General features: G+C 57.4%; 1 protein-coding gene. It reads left to right on the forward strand.

Annotation, left to right across the window (positions count from 1 at the left end):
• Positions 1-205 precede the first annotated feature (205 nt).
• Positions 206-1,198, forward strand: a complete 993-nt coding sequence (locus BW940_RS20775) for an IS110 family RNA-guided transposase (protein ID WP_076611043.1) — start codon at positions 206-208, stop codon at positions 1,196-1,198.
• The last annotated feature ends 209 nt before the right edge of the window (positions 1,199-1,407 follow it).

Consider the following 1,407-nt stretch of genomic DNA (forward strand, 5'->3'; position numbering starts at 1 on the left):
ATATAGAGAATCCATGAAAATCCCGCAGCTAAGGGCCTAGGCCGTGAACGAGGCACTAGGGACTGGCTGAGACCGCAATCCATCCGGTGCGATAAGCACGCTACTAGAGAATGGTCCGAGCCCGTGACAAGACGCGGAATCTTGTGCCACCGAGCACGTATAGGAGGATCTCTCGTTCACGCCACAGTCCCAACGGAGGCGTCCTATGTACCTCGGAATAGACACCCACACACGATACTCGCAAGTTGCCGTCGTGGACAACGACGGCAACTTGCAAGATGAGATTCGCTTGCCAAACGATCGTCTTGACGAACTCACCGAACAGTACGCCGGTGGCGAAGCGGCGATCGAAGCATCTGGCCACTACCGCCCGGTGTACGAGATGCTCGACGAGCATCTCGACGTAACACTCGTCAACCCTTCAAAGAACAGGGTCATCGCCGATGCGACGGTCAAGACCGATCGCATCGACGCGAAACGACTCGCACACATGCTTCGGGCGGACATGCTCGCTGAGAGTTACGTCCCGTCGGACGAGATCCGCACGTTGCGGGATCTCGTCCGAACGAGGAAGGCGCTCGTCGAAGAACGGACAGCAGAGAAAAACCGCGTCAGAGCTGTCCTCAAGCGCACCGACAACGCCTACGACAGCGAGTTGTTCGGCTCAACTGGGCGAGAGTTCCTCGCGGAACTCTCGCTCAGTGATGCTGATCGAACGATCGTCGAAGCACACCTCTCCGTGATCGACGAGTACGACGCACAGATCGAGAAGCTCGAAGCAAAGATCGAGCAGAAGACACTGGAATCGCCAGCAGCCCAGCGGCTGCTGTCGATTCCGGGTGTTGGCCAGTCCACGGCTGCGTTAATCGTTGCAGAAATCGGTGAGATTGATCGGTTTGACCGGCAGGAAGAGTTGGTGAGTTACGCTGGACTCGATCCAATGGTTCATCAGTCCGGCGACATGGAAGTCCATGGAAGCATCAGCAAAGAGGGCTCAGCGCCACTGCGCTGGGCCCTCGTCCAATGTGCCCATGTTTCCGTCCGGTACGACGATTACCTCGGCAACTTCTACACACGGTTGAAACAGCGGAAAAACAAGCAGATAGCGATTGTTGCAACAGCTCGGAAGATGCTGGTCTCCATTTTCTACATGCTGAAGCGACAGGAGCCGTACGATCCACCGGAGGTGAGTGCCTGAGCGACGCGAACTGTCGCTCAGGCACGGCTTGCTTTCGTCCGCACAGCCACCGCTACCGCAACAGGATTGCCCCCGCCTGCCGAGAGGTTCTTTCTCTGAAGTGGCCGCTGTCGGGTGATTCCGCAGCTGCGTTCGGGTGAGCCAGGCGGCTCACCCGAACAACTATTGTCAGTGGTGTGGTATAGCTCGGTGCGGGATTTTCATAGGAG

Origin of the sequence: Natronorubrum thiooxidans (genome assembly GCF_900156475.1) — an archaeon.
Classification (GTDB): Archaea; Halobacteriota; Halobacteria; order Halobacteriales; family Natrialbaceae; genus Natronorubrum; species Natronorubrum thiooxidans.